Genomic DNA, 9,395 nt, shown 5'->3' on the forward strand with positions numbered 1-9,395 from the left:
GACCATGACACCGCCCGCCGCCTCCGAGGTCTGGTTCGTCACCGGCAGCCAGGGGCTCTACGGGGAGGACACCCTCCGCCAGGTCGCCGAGCAGTCCCGGTCCGTCAGCGACCGGCTCGCCGCCGTACCCGGCGCCCCCGTCCGCGTCGTCTGGAAGCCCGTGCTCACCGACTCCGCGGCCATCCTCTCCCTCGTCATGGAAGCCAACGCCGAGCCGGCCTGCGTCGGCCTCGTCGCCTGGATGCACACCTTCTCGCCGGCCAAGATGTGGATCTCCGGCCTCGACATGCTCCGCAAGCCGCTGCTCCACCTGCACACCCAGGCCGGCGCCGAACTCCCGTGGGCCACCATCGACATGGAGTTCATGAACCTCAACCAGGCCGCCCACGGGGACCGGGAGTTCGGGTACCTCCAGACGCGGCTGGGAGTGGCCCGCAAGACCGTCGCGGGCCACGTCTGCGACCCGGCGACCGCCCCCCGCGTCCACGCCTGGATGCGCGCCGCCCGCGGGTACGACGCGCTGCGCCGGCTGCGGCTGGCCCGGTTCGGCGACAACATGCGCGACGTCGCCGTCACCGAGGGTGACAAGGTCGAGGCACAACTGCGGTTCGGCGTCTCGGTCAACGCCTACGGCGTCGCCGACCTGGTCGACGCCGTGAGCTCGGTGGCGGACGCGGCCGTCGCCACCCTGGTCAAGGAGTACGCGGACACCTACCGGATGGCCCCCCAGCTGGCCGACGGCGGCGGCCGGCACGACGCCCTGCGGTACGCCGCCCGCATCGAGCTGGGCCTGCGTGACTTCCTCACCGACGGCGGATTCGGGGCCTTCACCACCAACTTCGAGGACCTGGGCGGCCTTCGGCAGCTGCCCGGCATCGCGGTACAGCGGCTGATGGCCGACGGGTACGGGTTCGGTGCCGAGGGGGACTGGAAGACCTCCGCGCTGCTGGCGGCCCTCAAGGCAGCCGGCACCGGCCTCCCCGGGGGCACCTCGTTCATGGAGGACTACACCTACAACCTGGTCCCCGGCGAGCAGCTCGTCCTCGGCTCCCACATGCTGGAAGTGTGCCCCAGCATCGCCGCGGGGCAGCCCAGCTGCGAGATCCATCCCCTCGGCATCGGCGGACGCGAGGACCCGGTCCGGCTGGTCTTCGACGCCGAGCCCGGACCGGCCGCGGTGATCGGCCTGGTCGACGTCGGCGACCGGTTCCGGCTGGTGGCCAACCGGATCGACGTCGTCCCGCCGCCGCAGCCGCTGCCCCGCCTCCCGGTGGCGAGAGCCGTCTGGCGGCCGGTGCCCGACTTCGGGACCGCGACCGAGGCCTGGCTGACCGCGGGCGGCCCGCACCACACCGTGCTGACCTCGGCGCTGGGCACGGAGGAACTGGCCGACCTCGCGGACATGCTCCGCACGGAGCTGCTGCTCATCGACGAGACCACCGACATGCGGCAGTTCATCAAGGAGATCCGCTGGAACCAGGCGTACTACCGGCTCGCCGGCGGCTTGTGAGCCCGAGCCGGCACCCTTACCCGAGCGCGTCTCGTTGACCGCGGCCACCAGGGGGACGAACGTGCCCCGGGTGAAATCCCCGACAGCGTACGGGCGGCCCTGGTCGGTGTGGACCGTGCGCGGTTCTACCGAGATGCCCGCCGCACCGTCCGCACGCCGACACCCCGCCCGGCTCCGGCACCCGGCTGCCGGGCGGGCACGCGGTGCCCCGTGCAACAGCCCGGCCATGACGCCCGCCTGCCCGCCCGGCCGGCGTGCCGCCCCGGAGCCGTAACCCCGAGGCAGGAGCCGGAGCCCCGTCGCGGCCGTCCCGGCCCCGCGGGCGTGGGCACGGCCGCTGTTCGGGCACACCCGGCCGGGCGCCCCTGCCGGCCCGCTCCCGGGACACGCGGCTGGGCCGCCGGCGCGATCGGGCAGGGAGCCGCGGCCGGCGTCCGGAAAGTGCTCGGGGTCATGTGACGGCGGGCTCCGGGGCCCGTACCTGTCGGACCGTCAGGCGCGCCCCCGCACACCGAGGCCGGCGGAGCGCCAACTCGGTTGGGCGGGTCAACACCCATGTTTCCGGGGCGAGTCGGCGGTGGTCGCGGCGGTCGCGACGGCCAGTCCGGGCGGGGCGAGGCGGTGGCGTTTTTCTTCGGTGCAACACCTTGACGACGCAGCGGTGAACGCTAACAATCTCTGGCAAGCAAGGGAGCACGGACAGGACCGCGACGCCGACGACGGCGTCCGGCGGCGCCCGGCGGACGGTGTGTGGGAGATGTACCTCCCGCTTCGGCCGTGGCGGCGCGGCCTGTGGGGAAAGGACCGTCCGACCCGGCCTGCGGCCGGAAGGGGTGTGCTCCGGTGGTGCCCGTACGTCGGCGGCAGGTTTCGGCGGCCGGGGCGGGGCCGGCGCGGACATGTTCCGGTCGGCCGAATGTGAGCGCTAACAGGCCGCGAGGCCTTTTCTGTAGAGGATGTCGAACATGCGTGGTGTGCGGTCCGCCCGGCGGTCGGGCACGAGACGGGGCATGAGCCTGACGACGCGGCCGGTGCGCTGGGGAGTCGTCGGGGTCGCCGCCGTGGCGTTGCTGGCGACCGGAGGGTGCAGCAAGAGCGGCGCCGGCGGCTCCTCCTCGAGATCGGGGGCGGACGCCGGGTCGAACGCGTCGACCTCCTCGGCCGGGGCGACGATCAAGGGCGACATCACGTTCAACGACGCGAAACTCGCCCAGCTCGACGCCGCCCTGAAGGCCGCCCTCGCCGGCAAGGACGTGGCGAAGCAGGACCTGGCGATGGTGGTGAACGTCGCCACGGACTACTGGAACGCCGGCAAGGTGGGGTTCGACAAGGGCGTGTCCTCCCTCGGTGCCAGGGGCACGTACCAGGCGCCGGCCAACGGCCGGCTGGACCAGCAGCTGTCGATCATCCAGACGCTCCGGGGCCAGGGGATCACAGGCCTGAGCGTGTCCGCGATCGACCCGACCGCCATCAAGGCGCCGATCAGCTCGGCGAACAAGGCCGGCATCCCGGTGCTGGCGATCGACTCGCCGCTGCCCAAGGAGGACGGCGCCGCCCTCTACCTGGGCACGCCCAACTACCAGGCCGGGCAGAAGGCCGGCGAGGCGATGAAGGAGGCGCTCGGAGGCAAGGGGCAAGTGGTCGTCCTGGTCGGCTCGTTGACCACGTCCAACGCCGTGGAGCGGATCGCCGGCTTCGAGGACGCCCTCAAGGGCTCCGGCGTGAAGGTGGTGCAGAAGCTGAGCGACGGGATGGACGCCTCCAAGGCCCTGTCCAACGCGCAGACCGCCATCCAGACCAACCCGAACGTCAACGGGCTGTACGGCGTGTACTCCTACGACGGCCCGTCCGCGGGACAGGCGGTGAAAGCGGCCGGGAAGACCGGCAAGGTGAAGATCATCTCCGACGACAGCGACCCGCAGACGCTGAAGTTCGTCCGCTCCGGTGTCATCCAGGCGACCGTGCTGCAGCAGCCGTACCAGCAGGGATACACCGGCGCGTACCTGCTGGCCGCGCTGAAGGTGCTGGGCAAGGACGCCACGATGAAGATCGTCCATCCCTACCTGGAGCCGGACGGGACGACCCTCAGCTCCGGCGTGGGCCTGGTGACGCAGGCCAACCTCGCGGACTACCAGGCCAAGCTGAAGCAGCTGGGCATCGACTGATGGCCGCCGGCAGCGAGACCGCCGCCTCCCTGCACGAGGTCACCAAGGTGTACGGGCCGGTGAAGGTACTGGACATCCCCCGACTGGACCTGGCGCGCGGGCAGATCGTAGCCGTCGTGGGGGAGAACGGCGCGGGCAAGTCCACACTGATGGGCGTGCTGTCCGGCACCGTCACCCCCAGCACCGGGACCATCGAGGTGGCCGGCCGGTCGCTGGCCCCGGGCCGGCCCGACCACGCCCGCGACCTCGGGGTGGCGCTGGTCGCCCAGGAGTTCCCGCTCGTGGGCCGGTTGAGCGTGGCGGAGAACCTGCTGCTCGGCCGCCGCCCGGCGCGGGCGGCCGGCGGACCGCTCGGCCGGGTCGTCGTCGACCGCTCGGCGGCCCGGGCCGAGGCCCGGGCGCTGCTGGCCGAGGTCGGCATCGGGGAGGTGGACGTGGACCGGCTGGTGGAGCGGTACCCGGTGCCGGTGCGGCAGATGATCGAGATCGCCAAGGCTTGGGGCCACCACCCGGTGGTGCTCATCCTCGACGAGCCCACCTCCTCGCTCGGCCCGGTCGAGGCCGAGCGGGTACTGGACCTGGCCCGGCGGCACGCCGCCGCCGGGGGAGCGGTGCTGTTCATCGGACACCGCCTGGACGAGGTACGGGCCGTCGCCGACCGCGTCGTCGTGCTGCGCGGCGGCCGGCTGGTGGCCGACCTCTCCCCGCACGACGCGACCGAGGAGAGGATGATCCGGGAGATGGTCGGCGGCGAGCTCGCCCGCGCCGACCTCGCGCCGCCCTCCTCCGTCGAGCGGGCCGCGACCCTGTCCGTGCGCGGCCTGACAGCGGACGGCCTGGGCCCGGTCGACCTCGACGTGCGGGCCGGCGAGATCGTGGGCGTGGCCGGCCTCATGGGCTCCGGCCGCAGCCGGCTGCTGCACACCGTCATGGGCGCCCAGCTGCGGACCGGGGGCGAGGTCGTGCTCGACGGAGCCGCCTTCGGGCCCCGCCACCCGGCCGACGCCGTCGCGGCCGGCATCGGGCTGGTGCCCGAGGACCGCAAGGCGCAGTCGCTGCTGCCGGCCCACTCGGTGCGGTGGAACGTCACCCTGGCCACGCTGCGCCGGATCAGCCGGCGCGGGGTGCTGCGGCCGCGCAGGGACAAGAAGCACGCGGCGCGCATCATCGAGGACCTGGGAGTGCGGCTGCACAGCCACGAGCAGCCGATCTCCGACCTGTCCGGCGGCAACCAGCAGAAGGCGGTCTTCGGACGATGGCTGGCCGCCCGGCCGAAGCTGCTGCTGCTCGACGAACCCACCCGCGGGGTGGACGTGGGCGCCAAGGCGGAGATCTACGCGCTGATCGACGAGGCCGCGCAGGACGGCCTCGCCGTCCTCGTCGCCTCCTCGGAACTCGAGGAACTGCTGTGGATCTGCCACCGGATCGTGGTGATGGCCCACGGCAGGATCGTCGCCGACCTGCCGCGCGACCGGTTCGGCAAGGAAGTGATCATGACGGCGGCGGCCGGGACGCAGGCCGCCGCGGCCACCCAGGGGAAGGCAAGCACATGAACACCAGTACGGCCGCGGTGCCGGCCGCGGCGGTGGCCGACGACAAGGGGCGCCGGCCGTTCGTCCGGCTGCTGCTGGAGACACCCGAGGTCGGGGTGGTGGCCGCCTGCGTCGTCGTGTTCGTCGCGCTGGCGCTGGACAAGTCGTCCTTCGCCGGCGCGGTCAACCTCCAGGGCATGGGCTTCGACCTGGCACAGTACGGGCTGATCGCGATCGGCGAGTCGCTGGTGATCCTCACCGGCGGGATCGACCTGTCCGTGGGCGCGCTGCTGGGCACCAGCGTCATCCTGATGTCCTGGTTCAACGTCCGGGCCGGACTCCCCCCGGTGGTGGCGATCCTGCTGACGCTGCTGATCGCCGGCGCCGTCGGCCTGATGCACGGACTCGCCGTCACCCGGCTGAAGATGGCCCCGTTCGTGGTGACCCTGGTGACCTACACCGTCGCGCAGGGCGTCACCCTGGCCATCACCTCGGGCACGTCCATCACCGGCATCGGCGGCACGTTCAGCGACCTGGGCCAGACATATGTGGCGCAGGTGCCCCTCCCGCTCATCCTGTTCGTAGTCGTCGCGGTGCTCGCCTGGTTCTTCCTGGAACGCACCTACGCCGGCCGGCAGGTCTACGCCGTCGGCGGCAACCCGGAGGCGGCCCGGCTGGCCGGCATCCGCGGCGACCGGCGCGTCGTGTCCATGTACGTCACCAGCTGCCTGCTGTCGGCGTTCGCCGGGATCCTCGTCCTCGGCCGGATGGGGGTCGGCTCCGCCAGCGGCGTCGGCGTCGGCTGGGAGCTGTCGGCGATCGCCGCCGCGGTGATCGGCGGCGTCAGCCTGGTCGGCGGGCAGGGCCGGATCATCGGCATCGTCGCGGGCACCATCCTGCTCGAACTCATCAACAACGGCCTGACGACCCTCCAGATCAACCCCAACTACACCGACATCGTGCTCGGCTGCGTGCTCGGCCTGGCCATCACCGCCGACCGCCTGCGCGCCCGCGGCATCGCCCGCCGCGGCTGAGCCGCCGCCCCGGATCCTGCCCCGGGCGGCATCCGGCAGGCCCGGGACCGGTCCTCCTCCCCCCCCAGAACGTGCCGTCCGGCGGCCACCTGACGACCACCGGGCCGGCACCCATGCCCGAGCACCGGCCCGGGACCCCCCACATCCCCCCTCCGAAGGAGGACACCCGTGTCCGCACCCGTACCGTCGCGCCTGCTGCGCAGGCTCAGGAAATGGGCGCTGTCCGCTGCCGCCGCCGGAGCGCTCGTCGCCGGCGTCCTCGTCGGCGGCGCCCAGACCTCGCAGGCCGCCGGATCGCTGCCCTGCGACCTCTACGCCTCCGGCGGCACCCCCTGCGTGGCCGCCCACAGCACCACCCGCGCCCTGTACTCCTCGTACAACGGCGCGCTGTACCAGGTCCGGCGCGCCTCCGACAACACCACCAAGGACATCGGCGTGCTGAGTGCCGGCGGATACGCCAACGCCGCTGCGCAGGACTCCTTCTGCTCCGGTACCACCTGCGTCATCACCGTCATCTACGACCAGTCCGGCAGGGGCAACAACCTCACCCAGTCCCCTGGCGGCGGCGCGGCCGGCGGTCCGGACAACCTCGCCAACGCCACCGCGGCCCCGACCTCGGTCGCCGGCCACGAGGCGTACGGCGTCTTCGTGGCCCCCGGCACGGGCTACCGCGACGACCACACCTCCGGGATCGCAACCGGTGACGGGGCCGAGGGGATGTACGCCGTCCTGGACGGCACCCACTACAACGGCGGTTGCTGCTTCGACTACGGCAACGCCGAGACCAGCAACAACGACACCGGCAACGGTCACATGGAGGCCATCTACTTCGGCAACATCAAGGTCTGGGGCTACGGCTCGGGCAACGGGCCGTGGGTCATGGCCGATCTGGAGAACGGCCTGTTCTCCGGCGTCAACGCCGGCTACAACGCCAACGATCCCAGCGTCAGCAACCGGTACCAGACCGCCATGGTCAAGGGCGAGCCGAACCAGTGGGCCATCCGGGGCGGCAACGCGACGTCCGGAAGCCTGTCGACCTACTACAGCGGCGCGCGGCCCAACGTCTCGGGCTACAACCCCATGCACAAGGAGGGGGCGATCATCCTGGGCATCGGCGGTGACAACAGCAAGGGCTCGGCTGGAACGTTCTACGAGGGCGTGATGACCTCCGGCTACCCCTCCGACGCCACCGAGAACGCCGTACAGGCCAACATCACCTCCGTCGGCTACGGCAACGGCTCCTCCACCGGCTCGGGTTCACCGACCCCCGGCTCGAGGATCTCGCTGCGGGCCACCACCTCGTGCTGCACCACCGACTACATCCAGCACGACGCGGCGGACAGCAACGTGGTCATCGCCCCGGTCACCTCCGCCAGCTCCGCCACCGACAGGGGCGACGCGACCTGGACCGTGCGGGCCGGCCTGGCCAACACCTCCTGCGTGTCCTTCGAGTCCGCCAACGGCTCGGGCCGTTACCTGCGCCACTCCAACTTCAAACTCCAGCTCGACACCGACGACGGCACCTCGCAGTTCGCACAGGACGCCACCTTCTGTCCGCAGACCGGGCACAACGGCCAGGGATACTCCTTCCAGTCCGTCAACTACACCAGCAAGTACCTGCGCCACTACGACTACACCGTCTACCTCGCGAGCAACGGCGGCTCCAACGCCTGGGACAGCGCCACGTCCTGGAGCGACGACACCAGTTGGGTGGTCAGCTCGCCCTGGGCCTGACCGGCACCGCCTGACGCCCGCCGCACGGGTGCCGCCCGCTCCGGGGCGGCACCCGTGCCGCGCGTGACGGCATGAACCACACGGCAGGGCGATCACGCGCCGCGAACGCGATGTCCGAAGACCGCCGGCATCCGTGCCCCGCGCAGGCGACTGTCGGCTGACGGCCCGGTGCCGCGCCGGCCACCGGGCGCTGCCACCACACGCCCTCCGCCCCGAAGGATCCGCCATGCACGAGCCCTTCACCGCGGAGCCGCTCTTCGGCGTTCCCGGGCCGGTCGGCACGGCGCCCCGCCTCCCGCACGACCGCCCGCTGCCGGCGCTCGGCTCGCTGAACCGGGACGGCTGTACGAGCGGCTGGACGACGAAGGCGTCGCCCTCACCCCTGCGCCGCTGTCCCGCGCACAGTGCGGGGATTTCATCGCGACCTTCGACGACCCCGGTCTCTTCCGCTCCACCGTGGTGATGCAGCGCCACGGCTTCGGCCGCGGCACCTACAAGTAATACGCGGACCCCGCCGCCGTCCCGCTGATCCGGACCCTGCGCGAGCGGCTCTACCCGCCGCTCGCCCGGATGGCGCAGCAGCGGGCCGCGCACCTGGGTGAACGCACCTTCCCCGGCACGCTGTCCGAACTGGCCGCCGAATGCGCGGACAACGGGCAGCGGCGGCCCATCCCGCTGATCCTGAGCTACGGAGCCGGCGACTGCGCCTGCCTGCACCAGGACATGCTGAGCAGCGCGTCTTCGGGCGTCATCGCTTTGGGGACCTGCCGGTTCAGGGGCCGGCCCTGCGGCGGGTTCCCGTGTGCGGCGCGCCCACCAGCGGACGGCGCAGGCGCTCGTACAGCTGCCTGCGAGTGCCCCTGCGACGATGGTGAATGCACTTCGAGCATCGACCGGCATGCCGTCCCCCGCTGTGTGGTTCACGTGAATCCCGCGTGTACGCGGCCGGGCTGCCCGGCAGGCCGGCTTCACACCCGCGGATGACGCACCTGGCCTGGCCGGTGCCGGCGGGGTCTGAGGTCCCGCGCCCACTTCGCGGGCAGTCCCCACCGTGCGGAGCTCACGGCCGTCGACTTCTACCGGGCGGTGCCCGTGGTCGTCACCGAGCTGCAGCGGATCACCGCCGACCCGGACGGCGCCGCGGGCCAGGTGTGGCGCGGGCCAGGCACCATGAGAGGCAACAGGTGAGCGCGCAGGGCATCCGACCTACCTGCGCCTCCTGCGTGAGGTCACTGCCCACTTGAGGCCGACCCCTGGTCTCGGGGCTATCTGCCACTCGCCGCAAACCCAGGTGGCCTCAGCGCACGATCCGGTTAGAGTCGAGCGATGCCCGAGCTGAAGCGGTTGCATTCCGGCCACGCCCCGGCGGTCCTGGCCTTCGAGCTGGCGAACCACGCTTAGCTTGGCGTTTAACCTCGCG

Annotated in this window: 6 protein-coding genes and 1 pseudogene; all 7 read left to right on the forward strand. The window is 72.2% G+C overall.

Annotated elements, in window-relative coordinates; genetic code table 11:
* Positions 1 to 4: 4 nt before the first annotated feature.
* Entirely contained in the window at positions 5 to 1,510 is a 1,506-nt protein-coding gene (gene araA, locus VT52_RS12455; protein WP_046422360.1) for an L-arabinose isomerase, read from the forward strand.
* Between the two features lie 1,010 nt (positions 1,511 to 2,520).
* Positions 2,521 to 3,675: a substrate-binding domain-containing protein gene (locus VT52_RS12460; protein WP_046422359.1), complete on the forward strand. Its 1,155-nt coding sequence runs from the start codon at positions 2,521 to 2,523 to the stop codon at positions 3,673 to 3,675.
* Positions 3,675 to 5,228 carry a sugar ABC transporter ATP-binding protein gene (locus VT52_RS12465; protein WP_046422358.1) on the forward strand — a complete coding sequence of 518 codons (1,554 nt, stop codon included), beginning with the start codon at positions 3,675 to 3,677 and terminating at the stop codon, positions 5,226 to 5,228. The genes VT52_RS12460 and VT52_RS12465 overlap by 1 nt, the downstream gene beginning before the upstream one ends.
* Complete coding sequence (locus tag VT52_RS12470) at positions 5,225 to 6,241, forward strand: ABC transporter permease (protein WP_046422357.1); 1,017 nt, start codon at positions 5,225 to 5,227, stop codon at positions 6,239 to 6,241. Before VT52_RS12465 ends, VT52_RS12470 begins: the two co-directional genes overlap by 4 nt.
* A 168-nt stretch (positions 6,242 to 6,409) precedes the next feature.
* A complete protein-coding gene (locus tag VT52_RS12475; RefSeq protein WP_240509729.1) occupies positions 6,410 to 7,975 on the forward strand; it encodes an alpha-L-arabinofuranosidase B in 1,566 nt (521 codons plus the stop codon).
* A gap of 570 nt (positions 7,976 to 8,545) precedes the next feature.
* Entirely contained in the window at positions 8,546 to 8,959 is a 414-nt protein-coding gene (locus VT52_RS38720; RefSeq protein ID WP_240509730.1) for a 2OG-Fe(II) oxygenase, read from the forward strand.
* A 342-nt stretch (positions 8,960 to 9,301) separates the two neighbouring features.
* Positions 9,302 to 9,373 (forward strand): annotated as a pseudogene (locus VT52_RS38725) (GNAT family N-acetyltransferase); the annotation flags it as partial.
* Positions 9,374 to 9,395 lie beyond the last annotated feature (22 nt).

Origin of the sequence: Streptomyces malaysiense, assembly GCF_000980885.2 — a bacterium.
Classification (GTDB): domain Bacteria; phylum Actinomycetota; class Actinomycetes; order Streptomycetales; family Streptomycetaceae; genus Streptomyces; species Streptomyces malaysiense.